Source organism: Myxococcus llanfairpwllgwyngyllgogerychwyrndrobwllllantysiliogogogochensis (assembly GCF_006636215.1).
GTDB lineage: Bacteria > Myxococcota > Myxococcia > Myxococcales > Myxococcaceae > Myxococcus > Myxococcus llanfairpwllgwyngyllgogerychwyrndrobwllllantysiliogogogochensis.
The window spans coordinates 97,913-115,608 of the sequence record NZ_VIFM01000005.1 but is presented as its reverse complement, the minus strand read 5'-3'; the positions used below and the strand labels follow the sequence as shown (position 1 = coordinate 115,608).

At 69.7% G+C, this 17,696-nt stretch carries 16 protein-coding genes; 13 read left to right on the top strand and 3 right to left on the bottom strand.

Translation table 11 applies throughout. The annotated features are described in order from the left end of the window. Entirely contained in the window at nt 1–933 is a 933-nt protein-coding gene (locus FJV41_RS02385) for a LysR family transcriptional regulator (RefSeq protein WP_141640741.1), read from the top strand. 111 nt (nt 934–1,044) lie between these two features. On the opposite strand, the gene FJV41_RS02380 is transcribed toward FJV41_RS02385, so the two are convergent. Both FJV41_RS02380 and pruA read right to left on the bottom strand, forming a co-directional pair. After that, the gene (locus FJV41_RS02380) at nt 1,045–1,893 is read right to left on the bottom strand and encodes an aldose epimerase family protein (protein ID WP_141640740.1); all 849 of its coding nucleotides are present in this window, start codon (nt 1,891–1,893) and stop codon (nt 1,045–1,047) included. A 6-nt stretch (nt 1,894–1,899) separates the two neighbouring features. Beyond that, entirely contained in the window at nt 1,900–3,555 is a 1,656-nt protein-coding gene (gene pruA / locus FJV41_RS02375; protein WP_141640760.1) for an L-glutamate gamma-semialdehyde dehydrogenase, read from the bottom strand. Between the two features lie 215 nt (nt 3,556–3,770). Between pruA and FJV41_RS02370 the strand changes: the two genes are divergently transcribed. The 5 genes from FJV41_RS02370 to uraH are packed head-to-tail and all read left to right on the top strand — an operon-like array spanning nt 3,771 to nt 8,471. Continuing rightward, nucleotides 3,771–5,216, top strand: a complete 1,446-nt coding sequence (locus FJV41_RS02370; protein WP_141640739.1) for an FAD-dependent oxidoreductase — start codon at nt 3,771–3,773, stop codon at nt 5,214–5,216. Then, a complete protein-coding gene (allB, locus tag FJV41_RS02365; RefSeq protein WP_141640738.1) occupies nt 5,213–6,580 on the top strand; it encodes an allantoinase AllB in 1,368 nt (455 codons plus the stop codon). Before FJV41_RS02370 ends, allB begins: the two co-directional genes overlap by 4 nt. A gap of 21 nt (nt 6,581–6,601) precedes the next feature. After that, entirely contained in the window at nt 6,602–7,624 is a 1,023-nt protein-coding gene (gene alc, locus FJV41_RS02360; protein ID WP_141640737.1) for an allantoicase, read from the top strand. Continuing rightward, on the top strand, nt 7,621–8,130 hold the full coding sequence (gene uraD / locus FJV41_RS02355; protein ID WP_141640736.1) for a 2-oxo-4-hydroxy-4-carboxy-5-ureidoimidazoline decarboxylase: 510 nt from the start codon (nt 7,621–7,623) through the stop codon (nt 8,128–8,130). Before alc ends, uraD begins: the two co-directional genes overlap by 4 nt. After that, nucleotides 8,127–8,471: a hydroxyisourate hydrolase gene (uraH, locus tag FJV41_RS02350; protein ID WP_141640735.1), complete on the top strand. Its 345-nt coding sequence runs from the start codon at nt 8,127–8,129 to the stop codon at nt 8,469–8,471. Before uraD ends, uraH begins: the two co-directional genes overlap by 4 nt. A gap of 6 nt (nt 8,472–8,477) precedes the next feature. Here uraH and FJV41_RS02345 read toward each other — a convergent pair whose 3' ends face one another. After that, a complete protein-coding gene (locus FJV41_RS02345) occupies nt 8,478–8,891 on the bottom strand; it encodes a response regulator (protein ID WP_141640734.1) in 414 nt (137 codons plus the stop codon). 676 nt (nt 8,892–9,567) lie between these two features. Between FJV41_RS02345 and FJV41_RS02340 the strand changes: the two genes are divergently transcribed. The 7 genes from FJV41_RS02340 to FJV41_RS02310 all read left to right on the top strand — a co-directional run bounded on the left by FJV41_RS02340 (nt 9,568) and on the right by FJV41_RS02310 (nt 17,689). After that, nucleotides 9,568–13,146 carry a protein kinase domain-containing protein gene (locus FJV41_RS02340; RefSeq protein ID WP_217440634.1) on the top strand — a complete coding sequence of 1,193 codons (3,579 nt, stop codon included), beginning with the start codon at nt 9,568–9,570 and terminating at the stop codon, nt 13,144–13,146. A 337-nt stretch (nt 13,147–13,483) separates the two neighbouring features. Beyond that, nucleotides 13,484–14,140: a 2-hydroxychromene-2-carboxylate isomerase gene (locus FJV41_RS02335; RefSeq protein ID WP_141640733.1), complete on the top strand. Its 657-nt coding sequence runs from the start codon at nt 13,484–13,486 to the stop codon at nt 14,138–14,140. A gap of 88 nt (nt 14,141–14,228) precedes the next feature. Continuing rightward, the gene (locus FJV41_RS02330; RefSeq protein ID WP_141640732.1) at nt 14,229–14,876 is read left to right on the top strand and encodes a hypothetical protein; all 648 of its coding nucleotides are present in this window, start codon (nt 14,229–14,231) and stop codon (nt 14,874–14,876) included. 65 nt (nt 14,877–14,941) lie between these two features. Next, complete coding sequence (locus FJV41_RS02325) at nt 14,942–16,138, top strand: acetyl-CoA C-acetyltransferase (protein WP_141640731.1); 1,197 nt, start codon at nt 14,942–14,944, stop codon at nt 16,136–16,138. A 32-nt stretch (nt 16,139–16,170) separates the two neighbouring features. Next, nucleotides 16,171–16,386 carry a hypothetical protein gene (locus FJV41_RS02320; RefSeq protein ID WP_141640758.1) on the top strand — a complete coding sequence of 72 codons (216 nt, stop codon included), beginning with the start codon at nt 16,171–16,173 and terminating at the stop codon, nt 16,384–16,386. A 219-nt stretch (nt 16,387–16,605) separates the two neighbouring features. Next, the gene (locus FJV41_RS02315; protein ID WP_141640730.1) at nt 16,606–16,806 is read left to right on the top strand and encodes a hypothetical protein; all 201 of its coding nucleotides are present in this window, start codon (nt 16,606–16,608) and stop codon (nt 16,804–16,806) included. Nucleotides 16,807–16,948: 142 nt separating this feature from the next. Beyond that, nucleotides 16,949–17,689, top strand: coding sequence for a DUF1751 domain-containing protein (locus tag FJV41_RS02310; protein WP_141640729.1), 741 nt, complete (start codon nt 16,949–16,951; stop codon nt 17,687–17,689). The last annotated feature ends 7 nt before the right edge of the window (nt 17,690–17,696 follow it).

Here is a 17,696-nt window from a genome sequence, read left to right as displayed (position 1 = left end):
ATGAGCCCAGTTCAGGATTCAGCGCGACGGCAGGGGGCCCCCGACCTCAACCTCTTCAGGGTGTTCGACGTCGTCTACCGGGAGCGCAACCTGACGCGCGCGGCGGAGGTGCTGTTCCTCAGCCAGTCCGCGGTGAGCCATGCGCTGACCCGTCTGCGCGAGCAACTGGGGGCGCCCTTGTTTGTCCGCGAGGGACGCGGGGTGGCGCCTACGCCATTGGCGGAGCGGCTGGCACCGGAGATTCGCGAGGCGCTGGCCCTGCTGCAGCAGGCGGTGCATCACACCCGGGGCTTCGAGCCCACTCGGGACGTGGGTACCTTCACGCTGGCGATGAGCGACATGCTGGAGCCGTCCATTGTCCCCCGGCTCGTGGCTCGGCTCCGGGAGCACAGTCCCAAGGCCCGCATCAGCAGCGTGCGGCTGGAGCGGACGCGGCTGGAGCGAGACCTCGCCTCCGGCAAGTTGGACCTGGCCATCGACGTGGAGCAACCCACCAGCGCTCAACTGCGGCACACGGCCTTCACCCATGACGCGTTCTGCGTGGTGAGCCGCAAGCGCAGGCGGCTGGACGTGACGGCGTACATGGGAGCGCGACATGTCACGGTGTCCTCGCGGCGAACGGGGTTGGCGGTGGAGGACCTGGTGCTCAGCCGTCTGGGCTACCAGCGCGAGGTGACGGTGCGCTGCCGGCACTACGAGACGGCCTGTCGCATCGTGTCCGGCTCAGACTTGATGTTGACGATGCCCCGGCGCCGCGCGGAGGAGATCAACGCGGAGTTGGACAACCACCTGTTGCCCATGCCGCTCGCGCTGCCCCGACTGGAGCTGCACCTGTACTGGCACCGCTCCGAGGACAGCGAACCGCGCAGTCAGTGGTTGCGAGCGGAGCTTCAATCCCTGGCGAAGGGACTGATGGGCGCCTCGCGAAGATAGTGCTTCCGGGTGTCTGGATTCGTGAGCGCGGGTCTCGGGTTCGTCCCATGCACGCGGCACATTCCCCCTGGGTCGAGCGCCCGGGGGGCCATGGCCTCCAGGGTCAGTCCGTCACGCCTCGATGTCGAACGCGAGCGACGCGCGCTCACCGGGCTCCACGTGCAACAGGCCCTCACCGGTGGCCAGTGCTCCGGCGGCGGCCGTCCACGGCTCCACACAGACGAAGTCCTTGCCGCGCAGGGTCCACACCACCAGCATCTTGAACTCCGGGCTCCACGACAGGTGCACGGGCCTCAAGCCCGGTCCACGTCCCAGAATCGTCCCCGGGCCCGAGTGGTCCCTCAGGTGCAGGTCCACCTCGTCCAGCGTCAGGTCGAACCCGGTGAAGGGCACCTCGCGCTTGTTCCGGTTGTCCCACGCGTGTGTCGCGTCCGTGTCCACCGTGGCCACGGCCTTCGCCGCGTCCGGCACCCGGAAGTACGGATGGAAGCCCAGGTGCAGGGGCAGGGGACGCGTGTCGCGGTTCTCCACGTCGAAGTCCAACGTGAGCCGCGTGCCCACCAGGGAGAAGGTGAGCTGCGCGTCGAAGGCCCACGGGAACTGGCGCAGCGTCTCCTCGGTGGAGGACAGCCCCAGCACCAGCAGCGAGTCCTCCGCCTGGCGCACGGTCCACGGCAGCCTGCGCGCGAAGCCGTGCTGCGACATCGTGAAGGACTTGCGGTCCGCCGGGTACGTGTCACCCGGAAGGGGCCCGGCGATGGGGAACAGCACGGGGATGCCACCGCGCACGTTCTTCGCCGGGTCCGCCACGGTGGCCTCGTCGAGGTAGAGCACCTCGTCGCCGTCCACCGTCATCCTCGAGACGAGGGCCCCGCGTGAAGGAATCACCTCCACGCGGCACCCACCGTCCACCAACGCGTACGTCTCCAACCCGGCGATGCCGGGGAACACTCGGCTCATACGAGCCTAGATACCCCCATCGTGGGGGTCGCTGTCCATGAAGGGATACGGCACCTTCACGGGCGGCGCGAAGTTCTCCTTCACCGTGCGAGGGCTGGTCCACCGGATGAGGTTGAGCAGCGAGCCCGCCTTGTCGTTGGTGCCCGACGCGCGCGAGCCGCCGAAGGGCTGCTGGCCCACCACCGCGCCCGTGGGCTTGTCGTTGATGTAGATGTTGCCCGCGGCGTGGCGCAGCTCGCTCATCGCCGTGTCGATGGCCTTCCTGTCACGGCCGAAGATGGCGCCCGTCAGCGCGTACGTCGCGCTCTGGTCCACCTCGCGCAGCGTCTCCACGTACTTCGCGTCGGGATACACATACACGCCGACCAGCGGCGCGAAGATTTCCTCGCGCAGGATGCGGTGACGCGGGTTGGTGAGCTGCACCAGCGTGGGCTTGACGAACCAGCCTTCCTTCCGGTCCGCCTCGCCGCCCGCGACGATGCTCGCCTCGCCGTCCTGCTTCGCCAGGTCGATGTACGAGGAGACCTTCTTGAAGGACTTCTCGTCGATGACGGCGCCCATGAAGTTGCGGAAGTCCGTCACGTCGCCCATGCGGATGTCGCCGATGAGCCCCTGGAGGCGGGACTTGAGCTTGGGCCACAGGGACTCGGGCACGTAGACGCGGCTGGCCGCCGAGCACTTCTGCCCCTGGTACTCGAAGCCGCCCCGGACGATGGCCACCGCGAGCGCGTCCACGTCGTCCGCCGCCGACGCGTGCGCCACGATGAAGTCCTTGCCGCCCGTCTCACCCACCAGCCGCGGGTACTGCTTGTACCTGCCGATGTTCTCTCCCACCGTCTTCCACATGGAGTTGAACGTCGGCGTGGAGCCGGTGAAGTGGATGCCGCCCAGGTGGGGGCTCGCCAGCGTCGGGTTGCCCACGGTGGGGCCGTCGCCGTTGAGCATGTTGATGACGCCGTCGGGCAGGCCCGCCTCGCGCAGCAGCTCCATGAAGTACCAGGCGCTCAGCGCGGCCGTGGAGGACGGCTTGAACAGCACGACGTTGCCCATGATGGCGGGCGCGGTGCAGAGGTTCATCGCGATGGACGTGAAGTTGAACGGCGCCACCGCGAACACGAAGCCGTCCAGCGGACGGTAGTCCAGCATGTTCCACGTCTGCGGCGAGGACTCCGGCTGGATGGCGAGAATCTGCTCGGCGAAGTGGACGTTGTAGCGCAGGAAGTCGATGGCCTCGCACGCCGCGTCGATCTCCGCCTGGTGGGCCGTCTTGGACTGACCCAGCATGGTGGACGCGTTGATGAGCGGGCGGTAGCGCGTGGCGAGCAGCTCCGCGGCGCGCAGGAAGATGGCGGCGCGCGAGGTGAACGACATGCGCGCCCAGTCCTCCTTCACGGCCAGGGCGGCCTGGATGGCCTGCTCCACGTGGCTGGCGTCCGCCTCGTGCAGCGTGGCCAGCACATGCGAGTGCCGGTGCGGCATGCGGACGGTGTCCGTCTTGCCGCTGCGCACCTGCTTGCCGCCGATGAGCAGCGGGATGTCAATCTGCTCACCGGCCATGCGCTTGAGCGTGGCCTGGAGTTCACGGCGCTCGGGCGCACCGGGCGCGTAGGGCAGGATGGGCTCGTTTCGGGGAGCCGGGACGCGGGGGATGGCGTTGATCACGCGGAAGACCTCGGGACGGGGCGAAGAAAAAGGGCGGGCGAGCATTAACCAACCCGCTCCACCGGGGAAGCGTGGAAGCGGGCCGTCGTCAGCGCCCGGACACCCGCTGTCAACCCCCAGGCAGGCCGGGTATTTCCCACCACCCCGCCTGGCGGCTCATACCGCGCGAGGGGGGCACATTGACCGCGCGACACAGCGCGCGGTTACGATGGGGCATGCGCATCCCGCCCCCGAGCCCCGTGATGCCGCCTGTTCCTGGCCTCGTCGCCCTGGAAGAGGCGCTCCGGAAGGACCTCGAGCGGCTGGAGTATCCCCGGCGCTCCTGGGTGCTCCCCCGACGCACCCGCGCAGGGCAGGCCGTGCTGGATGTCCTCATCATCGGCGGAGGGCAGAGCGGCCTCACCGCCGCCTTCGGGTTGATGCGCGAGAAGGTGACGAACCTGCTCGTCGTCGATGACGGAGAGCAGGACCTCGCCGGGCCGTGGAAGACCTTCGCGCGCATGCACACGCTGCGCACGCCCAAGCACCTCACCGGCCCCGACCACAACCTCCCCAACCTCTGCTTCCAGTCCTGGTTCGAGGCCCAGTACGGCGAGGCCGCCTGGACGTCCCTGGAGCGCATCCCGAAGGAGCTGTGGGCGGACTTCCTCGGGTGGTATCGGCGCACGCTGGGCATCCCCGTGCGCTGCCGCTCGCGCGCGGGTGCGCTGACGTGGAGCGCGGAGGACGACTGCTTCCAGGTGCCGCTGGAGGACGTGCGCACCGGGCAGGTCGAGGTGCTCCCTGCGCGAAAAATCGTGCTGGCCACGGGCATCGACGGCTCGGGACGCTGGGAAGTCCCGGCGGTGGTGGCGGGGCTGCCGCGCGAGTTGTACGCGCAGACGCGCGAGGACATCGACTTCGAGGCGCTCCGGGGGCGCAAGCTGGGCGTGCTCGGCGCGGGGGCCTCCGCGTTCGACAACGCCTCCGTCGCGCTGGAGCACGGCGCGGGCGAGGTGCACCTCTTCTACCGGCGCAAGACGCTGCCCACCGTCAACCCGTATCGCTGGGCGGAGTTCGTCGGTTTCCTCAAGCACCATGCGGACCTGCCGGACGCGGACAAGTGGCGCTTCATCCATCGCATCTTCGAGATGGGGCAACTGCCTCCCGCCGACACGTACCGCCGCGCCCGCGCGTATCCCCAGTTCCACCTGCACGCGGAGAGCCCGTGGGTGGGCGCCGAGGAAGTGGACGGACAGGTCCGCGTCACCACGCCGCGGGGGCACTACACCTTCGACAAGCTCATCGTCGGCAGCGGCACCGTGACGGACCTCTCGCTGCGGCCGGAGCTGGCGAACCTGCACCAGGACATCGCGCTCTGGAAGGACCGCTTCACGCCGCCCTCGGGCCAGGCGCACACGGACCTGCTGCGTCATCCGTACCTGGGGCCCGGCTTCGAGTTGCAGGAGAAGCACCCGGGCCGCGCGCCTCACCTGTCGTCCATCTTCAACTACACCTTCGGGTGTCTGCTCTCGCTGGGCTTCGGTGGCGCGAGCATCTCTGGCATGAAGTACAGCCTGCCTCGACTGACGGCGGGCGTGACGCGGCAGCTCTACGTGGATGACCGGGACGCGTTCTTCAGCGCCCTGGAGTGCTTCGACGAGAAGGAATTCGAACCATGAGCAGTGGTGAGTTCGGGCTGCGCAGCCGTCGCGTCCTCGCGGCGGGAGGGATGCGTGAGGCCGTGGTGGTGGTGAAGGACGGTCGGGTGGAGAAGGTGGCGGGGCCGGGAGAGGCCCTCGGCGCCCTGACGGTGACGGACGTGGGCAATCACGTGGTGATGCCTGGCGTGGTCGACTGCCACGCGCACATCAACGAGCCCGGCCGCACGGAGTGGGAAGGCTTCGCGACGGCCACGCGCGCGGCGGCGGCCGGAGGCATCACCACCGTCGTGGACATGCCGCTCAACTCGCTGCCGCCCACCACCACGCTGGAGGCGCTGAAGCTCAAGGCGAGCGCGGCGCGTGAGTCCAGTCAGGTGGACCACGGCTTCTGGGGCGGCGTGATTCCAGGCAACGCGAACGAGCTGGAGGCGCTCATCGACGCGGGGGTCGCGGGCTTCAAGTGTTTCCTGTGTCCCTCCGGCGTGGACGAGTTTCCCCCGGCGGACCGCGCGGTGCTCGACGTGGCGATGCCGATTCTCGCGCGGCGGGGCATTCCGCTCATCGTCCACGCGGAGCTGGAGTCTCCGCTGGCGGAGGCGGACGCGGGCGGCCCTCGCACGTACCGCGCCTATCTGGAGTCCCGGCCTCGACGCTGGGAGCAGGATGCCATCCGGATGATGGTGGAGCTGGCGCGTCAGCACCGCTGCCGGGTCCACATCGTCCATCTGTCGTCGGCGGATGCGCTGCCGTTGCTGGTGGACGCGCGCCGGGAGGGTCTGGATGTCTCGGTGGAGACGTGTCCGCACTACCTCAGCTTCACCGCCGAGGAAATCGAAGACGGGGCGACGCACTTCAAGTGCGCGCCACCCATCCGCGAGGCTGAGAACCGTGAGCGGCTCTGGGCCGGGCTGGCGCGGGGCGACATCGAGCTGGTCGTGTCGGACCACTCGCCCTGCACGCCGGCGCTGAAGCTCCTGGAGCGTGGCGACTTCAGCGCGGCGTGGGGCGGAATCGCGTCGCTCCAGCTCAGCCTGTCGGCCGTGTGGACGGAGGCGCGCAAGCGCGGACATGGCCTGGAGACGCTGGCGCGCTGGATGTGTGAAGCCCCGGCCCGGCTGGTGGGACTGCACGGCACGAAGGGGACGCTTACGCCCGGCGCGGACGCGGACCTGCTGGTGTTCGACCCCGAGGCCACCTTCATCGTGGAGCCCACGCGGCTCCAGCACCGTCATCCCCTGACGCCGTACGCGGGCCGCACACTCTCGGGCGTGGTGGAGACGACGTTCCTGCGCGGGATGAAAATCTACGAGCGAGGACAGCCGTTCCCTCGCCCGAGTGGAACCTGGGTGCGTCGCCCGTCCTCGGCGCGCATCGCCGCTTGAAGCCTCTGGAGAGTACACACCATGCATGCACCGGAAGAGGGGAAGCTGCGCGTCGGCTTCACCGAGCTCATCGATTTGGCCGCGGAGAAGGTTGGCGGCAAGGCCCTGCTGGCCAGTGACGAGTTCTTCGCCGGCAAGGAGAACCTGCTCAAGCCTGGCCGAGGCGTCTTCATCCCCGACAAGTACACCGAGCAGGGCAAGTGGATGGACGGCTGGGAGTCGCGCCGCAAGCGCGTGCCCGGCCACGACTGGTGCATCCTCCAGCTCGGCCTGCCCGGCGTGCTGCGTGGCGTGGACGTCGACACCAACCACTTCGTGGGCAACTTCCCCGAGTACGCCTCCGTGGACGCGCTGGAGGTCGAAGGCTCGCCCTCCGCGCAGTCGCTGGTGGACGCGAAGTGGACGCGCATCCTTCCGCAGCTCCGGCTGCAGGGCGGCTCGCGCAACCTCTTCCCCATCCTGAGCGAGCAGCGCTGGACGCACCTGCGCCTCAACATCTACCCGGACGGCGGCGTGGCGCGTTTTCGCGTCCATGGCGAGGTGCGGCCGGACCTGACGCGGCTGACGCATGCGAATGGCTCGGTGGACCTGGCGGCGGCGGAGAACGGCGGCACGGTGTCCGCGTGCAACGATGCCTTCTTCGGGCCGAAGGACAACCTCATCCTGCCGGGCCGCGCCGCGAACATGGGCGAGGGCTGGGAGACGCGCCGCAAGCGCCTGCTGCCGGGCTTCGACTGGATTGTGGTGAAGCTGGCCGTCCCCGGCTCCGTGGAGCGCGTGGAGGTGGACACCGCGCACTACAAGGGCAACTTCCCGGAGAGCGCGTCCCTGGAGGGCATCACTCTGCGCGAGCCGGTGGTGGACTTCGCCAACGCGCATGACCTCGTCTGGACGGAGCTGCTGCCGCGCACGAAGCTGCAGGCGGACCACCGGCATGACTTCGAGTCCGAGCTGAAGGCGAAGGGGCCCTTCACCCACGTGCGGCTGAAAATCTTCCCCGACGGTGGTGTCAGCCGGCTGCGCGTCCACGGGCGGCCGGCATGAGCGCGCTGCACCGGCTCAACACGCTGGCCCCCGAGGCGGCCAGGGAGGAGCTCTTGCGCTGCTGTGGCTCCTCGCGCTGGGTGGAGGCCATGGTGCGCGCGCGGCCCTTCCGTGACGTGGAGCACGTGTTGTCGGAGGCCGGGTGGTTGTGGGAGCAGACGGGGCCCGACGACTGGCACGAGGCCTTCAAGCACCACCCGCGCATCGGGGATGTGTCCTCGCTGCGCGCGAAGTTCGCGTCCACCGCCACCTGGTCCTCGCAGGAGCAGGGCGGGGTGAACGGCGCCGCAGAGGCGGTGATTCAGGGCCTGGCTGACGGGAACAAGGCCTACGAGGAGCGCTTCGGCTTCATCTTCCTGGTCTGCGCGACGGGCAAGAGCGCGGAGGAGATGCTGGGGCTTTTGCGCGCGCGCCTGGGCAATCCTCCGGACGAGGAGCTGCGCATCGCCGCTGGCGAGCAGGCGAAAATCACCCGCATCCGATTGGAGAAGCTGCTGGCGTCATGAGCACACTTTCCACCCATGTCCTCGACACGCACCGCGGCCGTCCGGCCGCTGGTGTCCCCATTGCCCTGGAAGTCCAGGTGTCCTCCGGCGAGTGGAAGGAGCTGGCTCGCGGCGTCACCAATGACGATGGCCGCGTGCGCGACTTCCTGCCCGCCGGCGCGCGCGTCGAGACCGGCGTCTACCGGATGTCTTTCGACACCGGGACGTACTTCCGCTTGCTTGGCGTGAAGGGGTTCTACCCGTCCGTGTCGGTGGTGTTCGAGCTGGCCGCGCCCGACGAGCACTACCACGTGCCCTTGCTGCTCAGCCCCTTCGGCTACTCCACGTACCGGGGGAGTTGAGGGGCTTCAGGCCTTGTTGGCGGCCTGCGCGGAGGCAGCGGCCTGGACGGGGCTGCTTCCGCGCCGCAGCAGGGCGTGGATTTCGGCGATGAGCAGCGCCGGCTTCACGGGCTTGACGAGATACGCGTCGGGCACGGGCAGGCTCGGGTCGCTGTCCGAGCGGGGCGCGTAGCCACTGACGAAGACGACGGGGATGTGCTGGAGCGCGGGCTCCTGGCGGCAGCGGCGGCACAGCTCGTAGCCGTCCATGCCCTCCATGTTCACATCCGAGAGGAGCAGGTCGGGCGGCTGGCTCAACGCCAACGCCAGCCCGGCCTCGCCATTGGCCGCCACGGCGCAGTCGAAGTCGCCGGACAGCAGGAGGCGCAGCGTCTCGCGCATCGTCCAGGAGTTTTCGACGATGAGGACCTTGGGCTTCACGATGCTCGGGCTCCTCCGGTGATGGTATCGGGCCCCGTGGGAGACGGCCTCGGGTGGAGCATCACCGCTCGGCGCCCGCCGTAGCAAGGGGTCCTCCCTCACCCCCAGACCCAGGTACAAGGTGGATGCCGACAGGTGCTCCCGGAGCGGTGCGTCGAGGGCAACTCCCCGGGTGGCGGAGCTTCACCAGTCCACGTCGGGATGCCTCCAGGTCTGAGCCTGGTCGCCGCACGCGCGCGGGGACCTGCTCGGACGTGCACGCATCAGCCCGCTCCACGCGCACGTGGTCCCGTGGGTAGCCCAGAGGGCGCGGGGATTGGATGCGTGGCCACCATGCTTCATGCCCGCGCGTCGTGTGGGTGTCGCCTGTCCGACGGGCGCGCGGAACTGACGGTGCGCTGGACTCGTGTTGGCGAATATCAGGCGGCCTGGTTCGGACGGCGGAGGAAAGGGGTTTCCTCCGTTCCAACGGAGTGTGTCCGATACATGGAAACGTGATATTCCATCGACTTCTGGATTCTGCCGACCTTCCGGTCCCGCCTTCGTGAGCGACGAAGAGAAGACAACCGTCCTTGACGAGCGCAGCCCTCCTCCGAGCTCCTGGGGGGACCGCATCCGCACGCCCGTCACCCTGCCAGGAGACGCGGCCGGAGCGCGCCGCTCGCTGGAAGTGGGGATGGTGGTGACGGGGCGCTACCGGGTGGAGGGACTGCTCGGTGAAGGCGGCATGGGCCGCATCTGGCTGGCGGAGGACCTGCACGAGAAGCGCCGGGTGGCGCTCAAGGAGATGCAGGTCCCCGCGGGGCTGACGGCGGGGAAGACGGAGGAGCTGGTGCTGATGTTCCGGCACGAGTTCTTCGCGATGAAGAAGCTCCAGCACCCGGGCACGCTGAAGGTGTTCGACTGGGGCATGACGGAGGCCGGCAACCGCTTCATCACGATGGAGGTGGTGGACGGGCAGGACCTGAGCACGCTGGCGCGCGAGGCGCCGCTGGACACGCGCACGCTGTACCGGGTCCTGCTGCAGATGGCGCAGGTGCTCGCGTTCATCCACTCGCGCCTGTACGTGCACTGCGACATCAAGGCGAGCAACGTGCGCATCACCCGCTCCGGCGCGGTGAAGCTGATGGACTTCGGGGTGATGCACCAGTTGGGCACCCCGAGCCCCGGCAAGCTCAAGGGCACGCTCGAGTACCTGGCCCCCGAGTGGCAGCGCGGCGCGAGCATTGATGGGCGCGCGGACCTCTACTCGCTGGGCGTCATGGCGTACTACCTGGTGACGCGCCGGCTGCCCTTCAAGCGCAACACGCCGGCGGCGCTGCTGGCGGACCACCTGACGCGGCCGCCGCCCCGTCCCTCCACGTTGTGTCCAGTGGACCCGCAGCTGGAGGAAATCATCCTGCTGTTGCTGGCGAAGGACCCGCGCGAGCGCTTCCAGGACGCGAGCGAGCTGATGGAGGCGCTCTGCCACGCCAGCGGTGAGCCGATGCCAGAGGAGCCCCTGTCGGCGCGCTCCAGCTACCTGCACGTGCCGGAGGTCGTCGGGCGCGCGGCGGAGCTGGAGGCGCTGATGAACGGGCTGGCCGAGGCGGACTGGGGACAGTCGCGCGCGGTGCTCCTGGGCGCGCCCGCGGGCGTGGGCAAGACGCGGCTGCTCCAGGAGTTCGAGCTGCAGGCGAAGCTCGCGGAGCTGCCCTTCGGCCGGGGACAGTGTCGCGCGGAGGGGCAGGCGCCGCTGACGCCGATTGCCCAGGCGCTGCGCGCGCTGATGCCGCACACGCCGACGGAGGTGATGGAGCGGCTGTCCCCGCGCCTGTCTCGGCTGTTGCCCTCGCTGTCATCGGCGGAGTCCGCGGGCGTGGCGCAGGTGCCCGGCGAGGAGAAGCTGGGGTTCTTCGGCGCGCTGGCGGAGTGGGTCCAGGCGCTCGGCAAGCGGATGACGTTCGTGCTGTGCTTCGAGGACCTCCACTGGGCGGACACCGCCTCGCTGGAGGTGCTCAACGTGCTGATTCGCGCGCTGCAGGGCACGCGCGGCATGGTGGTGGGCACGTTCCGCTCCGGAGAGCTGAGCCGGCTGAGCCTGGCGTTCCAGACGGTGGACGAGAAGCTCACCTGGCGCATGGACCTGGAGCCGCTGGCCGCCGAGCACGTGGGCACGCTGGTGGGCCTGGCGCTGCCGGGCCTGCAGGTCCCCGAGGGCTTCGTCGCGCGGCTGCACGAGACGACGGGGGGCAACGCCTTCTTCGCCACCGAGTGTCTGCGCGCGCTGGTGGAGGAGGGCGCGCTGACGCGCGTGGGCGGCCGGTGGACGGCGGAGGCGGGGCTGGACACCCGGCCCCTGCCGGAGAGCATCCAGGCCGTGGTGCTGGAGCGGTTGTCGTCCGCGCCCGTGGAGCAGGTGTCGCTGTTGCGCAGGTTGGCTCCGGCGGGACGAAGCCTGGAGCTGCCCATGGTGCGGGCGCTGGCGGAGCTGCCGGAGTCGGAGCTGTTCGCCGTCCTGGACGGCATCGTCGAGCGGCAGTTCCTCCAGGAGGAAGAGGGCCGGTACGTCTTCACGCACGACACCGTGCACCAGGCCATCTACGACAGCACCCAGGACGAGGAGCGGCGGGCCGCGCATGCGCGGGTGGCGCTGGCGCTCCAGACGCTCTACTCGCAGCGGCCGGACCTGTCCCGCACGGTGGGCTGGCACTACCTGCGCTCGTCGGAGCCGGAGCTGGCCATTGGTCCGTTGCTGGACGCGGGCCGCGCGGCCATGGAGGCGCAGGCGCTGCTGGAGGCGACGCTGCTGTTGAAGGAAGCATCCACGCTGCTGGAGGCCGCGCCGGACTTTCCTGGACGCGACAGGCTGCTGTTGCGCATCTGGGTGACACTGGTGGAGGTGGGCTACGCGAGCGACCCGCCCAGCTCCCTGGCCTTCTCCGAAAAGCTCTTCGCGCACTGGGCGGCGACGGTGGACCTGGTGGAGGGCCGGAGGCTCGCGCTGGCGCAGTTGGACGCGGCGTGCGCGGCGCCGGAGGACGAACGGCCCGCGCGACTGCGTGAGTTGTTCCGTGAGCGCGCGGCGGACGCACAATCGTCGCCCGAGGACATCTTCTGGAAGCAGGCGGAGCTGCGCATCCTCCAGGCCATGGCGCTGGCCATCGTCGGGCGCACGAAGGACCTGGACGTGCTGCTGGAGCGCGTGCGGGCGGAGCAGCCCGAGGTGTCGCCGTACCGTGCGGGCGCGTTGCTGGCGCCGGCGGTGCTCAGCGCGTACACGGGGCGCTCGGCGGGCGTGGTGGAGGCGCAGTTCGAGCAGCTCGCCCGGCTGCGGGGGATGCGCGAGGTGATGGGCCGGCTGCCGAGGCGCCTGGCGTGGGCGCTGGGCATGGGCGGCTACATGATGAACATGAACCTCGCGTTGCGTGGCGAGCCGCTGGACGCCCAGGCGACGCGGGACGGCTACGCGGTGGCGGAGGCCCACGGCTTCACCGACGTGCGCGCGTTCCACCTGTTCTCCGTGGTGACTCGCGCGGCGTTCACGGGAGACGGCGCGGCCTTCGTCCCGGCCTTCACCGAGAAGACGGACCTGGTGCGCAGGCTGGGCAACCCCCGGTTGATGGAGCGCAACCTGGCCATCTTCACGCCGCCCTACTACCTGGAGCGCGGCGAGCACGAGCATGTGGCCGCCGTGGTGGCGCGCGCGGAGTCGCTGGCGCGGGTGCTCCCGGAGGACCGGTGGTTGCAGTGCCACGTGCAGACGTATCAGGCGTGTCGGGACGTGCTCTTCGAGGACGCGGCGGCGGTGCGTCAGTCGTTGCCCCGGGCCCTGAGCTCGGCGCGCGAGGGTGGCATCCGGATGGAGACGCTGCTGCGCGTCTACCAGTCCCGCTTCGAGCGGGAGCAGGGGAACCTGGAGGCCGCGCGCGAGGCGGCACAGACGGCGCTCTCCCGCGCGGTGGACCCGGTGCTGGCGAATCCCTGGGATGAAGTGCTGGCGCGGCGCGCGATGGCCGTGCTGCTGCCGGGCGAGGAAGGGTTCACGCACCTGCGTCGTGCGCTGGCGCTGGCGGAGCTGACGGGCAACGTGCTGCAGGTGGGGCTGGTGCATCTGGCGCTCGCGGAGCGTGCGGTGTCCGCGGACGCGGCCGTCGTGGAGCTGGAGGCGGCGGAATCGGCCTTCACGGAGGCGCGGGCGTCCAACCTGCTCGCGCAGGCGACGTCGCTGCGAGGTGCGCTCCAGCGGAGCGCGGAGTCCCGGCAGAGCGCCTGAACGCGGGTCGAGGCGACGTCGCTGCGAGGGGCGCTCCAGCGGAGCGCGGAGTCCCGGCAGAGCGCCCTGAGCGCGGGTCGAGGCGACGTCGCTGCGAGGGGCGCTCCAGCGGAGCGCGGAGTCCCGGCAGAGCGCCTGAACGTGGGTCGAGGCGACGCCGCCTTCGAGCGCGCTTCAGCGCGGAGGCGACACGGTGCGCCTAAGGGAACTCCCGCGTTGGTGCGTGAGCCCTCCCCCATGTGTGAGGTGTTCGAGGACCCCGAGGCGCACTCGAGAGTCCCTCTTCCCGCCAGGCCCCCCCGAGAACGCGGTGCGCGAGGGCGTTAGAGTTCCGCCCATGGCCCTCGCACCCCTGCGCTTCTGTTTCGACTACCTGTCTCCCTACGCCTATCTCGCGTGGACGCGCATGCCCGCGCTCGCCGCCCGCCATGGTCGCGTGGTGGAGCCCGTGCCGGTGCTGCTCGCCGCCGTGCTCAACGCCACCGGCAACATCGGCCCGGCCGAGGTTCCCGCCAAGCGTGGCTACGTCTTCAAGCACACCTTCCGCATCGCTCACGAACTGGGCGTACCCTTCGGTCCACCCCCCACGCACCCCTTCGTCCCGCTGCTCCCCCTGCGCGTGACGGCCGCGGTGGACGACCTGGAGGCGCGCGGCCGGCTGGTGTCCGCCCTCTACGCGGAGGTCTGGGGCGGAGGGAAGGGCGCCGAGTCGCCCGAGCAGGTGGCCGTGGCCATCCAGGCCGCCGGGCTGGACGCCCCCTCGCTGCTCGCCGCCGCCCAGCGGCAGGACATCAAGGACCGTGTGCGCCGGAACACGGACGAGGCCATCGCCGCGGGCGCGTTCGGCGTGCCCACCATCTTCGCGGACGGGGAGCTGTTCTTCGGCGTGGACTCGCTGGGCCACCTGGAGCGCTTCCTCCGGGGCGAGGACCCGCTGGCGTCGGTGGACCTGGCCCGGTGGAGGGATTTGCCGGCCACCGCGTCCCGACGCTGAAGGGGGGCCCTGGGAGCGCCGGTTTCCGCTAGGGTGCCCCGGGTGGATGGGCCGTTGGTCGCCCGCCACGTTCCCAGGTGCTCACCGCATGAACGTTCTCGCCGAGCTGGGCATCGTCGTCGCTGGCCTCGTGCTCGCCATCGTCCTGCTGGCGCTCAACTTCTGGCGCGCCATCCTCTTCCTGTTCCCCCACAGCGTCCGCGTGGAGCCGGAGGCCCCGGCCGACCAGATGGACATCCCCTTGGAGCTGGCCCAACTGGCCATCCAGCTCCAGGGCCTGGGCTTCGTGGCGCTCGGCAGTCACGAGGAGAAGCCCCGCCTGCGGAAGGCCACGCTCTCCTACGACTGGGCACACCCCGTCGAGCGGGTCTTCGCCACCATCTACCAGACCCCGGACGGCGAGCCCCGGCTCTACTTCCTCACCCCCCTGGCGCCGGAAGGCTTCGTCATCACCGCCGGTTATCGCCGCCCCGCCCTGGACGTCCCCGGGGTGTACCGGAGCGGTTCACTGGCGGACGCTTCGCCCGAGCGCCTGCTGCGCGCCCACCTGCGCCGCATGGAGGGCGTCACGCCCGCCGGGGACTTCTCCTGGGAAGGTCGGGTGGAGGCCGGGCGTTCCTGGTACCGCGGGCTCGGCCGGAAGGAGATACGTCGGCAGAACCTGCAAGGGCTGTTGTGGACGGTGATGGCGCTTGCCATCGTCGCCAGCGCCTTCCTGGGGCGGCGCGCGTCCTGAATCCCCGCCACCCCGTCACTGCGCGCGTGCACCGCGCGCCCCTTGAGAGTAGGTAGACGAGCACCATGAAGAGCGTGTCCAAGACCGAGGAAATCTTCTTTCTTTCCGGCAAGCGCACCCCGTTCGGGACCTATGGCGGCAGCCTGAAGGACCTCAGCGCCACCGACCTCGCCGTGGAATCGGCGAAGGCCGCCTTCGCCCAGGCGAAGGTGTCCCCGGAGCTCGTGCAGCACGTCGTGTACGGCAACGTGGTGCAGACGAGCGCGGATGCCATCTATCTGCCCCGCCACGTGGGCCTGCGCACGGGCGTGCCCATCGCCGTGCCCGCGCTGGGCGTCAACCGGCTGTGTGGCTCCGGCTTCCAGGCCTTCACCACCGCCGCGGAGCTGATGCTCACCGAGCAGGCGAGCTGCGTGCTCGCCGGTGGCACCGAGTCCATGAGCCAGGCGCCCCACGTCATCCGGGGCGCGCGCTGGGGCCTGCCCCTGGGCAAGGGCAATCTGGAGGACATGCTCTGGACGGCGCTGACGGACAGCTACACCGGCCAGCCCATGGCCATGACGGCCGAACAGCTCGCGATGGACTACTCGCTCACGCAGGAGCAGGTGGACGAGTACGCGGTGCTCACCCAGAAGCGCTTCGCCGCAGCCCAGGAGGCGGGCCGCTTCCAGGACGAAATCGCGCCCGTGACGCTCAAGGGCAAGAAGGGCGACACCGTCTTCGCCAAGGACGAGCACAACCGTCCGGAGACGACGGTGGAGGGGCTGCGCAAGCTGCCCAAGGTCTTCAAGAAGGACGGCGTGGTGCACGCGGGCGCCGCCAGCGGCATCTGCGACGGCGCGGGCAGCATGGTGATGGCCACGCGGAGCTTCGTGGAGAAGCACGGCCTGAAGCCCATCGCCCGGCTGGTGAACTGGGGCGTGTCCGGGTGCGACCCCAAGGTGATGGGCATTGGCCCCGCGCCCGCCATCCGCCAGTTGCTGGAGCGCGCGCAGGCGAAGCTCGCCGACGTGGACCTGTTCGAGGTGAACGAGGCCTTCGCGCCGCAGTACCTGGCGGTGGAGAAGGAGCTGGGCCTGCCGCGCGAGCAGACCAACGTCAATGGCGGCGCCATCGCCGTGGGGCACCCGCTGGGCGCTTCTGGCGCGCGCATCACCACCACGCTCGTCTATGAGCTCAAGCGCCGTGGTGGACGCTATGGTATCGGCTCCGCCTGCATTGGCGGCGGCCAGGGCATCGCGGTGCTGGTCGAGGCGCTCTGATGCCTGCACACGACTTCCAACCGGGACGCGAGATGAGCAACGAGGTGGACGCGAAGACGGCCCGTGAGCGGGCCAAGGCCATCGCCGAGCAGCGCCGCGCGGAGCGCCGCAACCGCAAGCGCAAGTGCGTGGTGTGCGGCGTGGAGGAGAGCGACAAGACGCCGCTCACCGCCCACCCGGAAGGCATTGGCCCGGCCTGCAAGGACGAGGTCTCCTGCCAGAGCCGCAGGGCCGCCGCGGGGCGGTGAACTTCCTGGGGCCTCGCGTCAGTGGACGCGCGAGGCTCCTGGCCCGCAAAGCGCCGGTGTCGGCTGCGCGACTGTGGGAGATGTGCCCCTGGACGTGGGGCCGGGCCTGGGTGGCCCAAATTCGCCCGAGGCCGGTAAATCGGGCCCGTTTCTTGATAGCGGAATCGTCTCGGGGTAAACGTCCAGAATCTCAGCTTGAGACTTGAGACGAGGGTCGGAATGGGCGTTACGAGCTTCACGGGAGTCAAGGTGTTCTCCACCACGCTCGCGCGTGATCGCGAGAACATGGGTGAGAACATCACCAAGTGGCTCAAGGAGAATTTGAACAACGTCGACGTGGTGGACAAGGTGGTGACCCAGTCCTCGGACAAGGAGTTCCACTGTCTGACCATCACGATTTTCTACCGCGCGAAGGCCTGACTCGTCGGCCAGCAACGCGCGGAGTCGATGTGCGAGGGCGCTCTCCCGGGACCGGGTGGGGCGCCCTTCGTCGTTTGGGGTTGCGAAGCGGAGAGGGTTCCACCACCTTTGGTCGGCTGTTGAGCCCGTAGTGGAGGATTGAATGCGACCGATGCGCAGCTTCGGCGGCAGGGGTGGCGGAGGCTGGGGCCTGCCCGGTCTGGAGTCCATGTCGTCCAAGCTGGCGGTGGGGTTGGTCGCGGGGTCCGTCCTGTACCTGCTGCTGCGCTACCAGGGGTCCACGCAGGGCGTGTTGCTGCTGCTGTCGCCCAACACCGTCTTCGGCAACCTCTTCCTCTGGCAGCCGCTCACCTACGGCTTCATCGAGAGCGAGCCCATCAGCATCCTCTTCGGAGCGCTGCTGCTGTGGAGCATTGGCGGCTCGCTGGAGAGCTCCTGGGGCTCGAAGCGGCTGCTCATGGTGGCGGTGGGCTGCACGGCGCTCGCGGGCTACGTGCTTGGCGTGGTGGGCCTCTTCATGCCGCTGCCCATGGGGTACCAGGGCGGCTGGGTGATGGGCACGGTGCTCTGGGTCGCCTACGGCCTGTCGATGGGCCGGGGGCAGACGAACTTCTGGGGCATCCCGCTGTCGGGCAACGCGTTCGCCGGCATTGGCGCGGGCTTCGTCGTGCTGCGCATCCTCACGGCGGGCCTGGCCAGCCAGCTGCCGCACGTCATCGCGATGGTGCTGGTGTTCGCCTACGTGCGCGGCGCCAGCCCCAAGCGGTTCATGCTGCACTTCCAGCACTGGCGCCTGCAGCGTCAGCTGCGAGGCAGGTCCAAGCACCTGAACGTGGTGCCCAAGGACAAGGACCGGCCGGACCGGGATCAGTTCCTCAACTGACCCCCGT